Source organism: Photorhabdus heterorhabditis, assembly GCF_018448905.1.
GTDB classification, from domain to species: domain Bacteria; phylum Pseudomonadota; class Gammaproteobacteria; order Enterobacterales; family Enterobacteriaceae; genus Photorhabdus; species Photorhabdus heterorhabditis.
The window spans coordinates 1-204 of sequence record NZ_RCWA01000225.1; the positions used below are offsets into that span (position 1 = coordinate 1).

Consider the following 204-nt stretch of genomic DNA (forward strand, 5'->3'; position numbering starts at 1 on the left):
TTTATCCACCACCAGATTGCCATGCCCATCTTTCACCGTCGCCGTGAAGGTATAACTGTCCGTGCCGTTGTTGTAACGCTTCCCGTCTTTATCCACATCCACCGTCACGCTGGCGACATAATAGCTGTCGCTCAGCGCCTCAAAACTGACTTTCCTATCCGCTTTCACCGCCGCCGTTTGCTGGCTGGCCGTTTTCGCCGACAC

1 protein-coding gene is annotated in these 204 nt (G+C 54.9%); it reads right to left on the reverse strand.

Features of this window, described 5'->3' with window-relative positions:
* A partial coding sequence (locus tag EAE89_RS23375; RefSeq protein ID WP_214086711.1) for a hypothetical protein occupies positions 1–204 on the reverse strand: 204 nt, incomplete at both ends.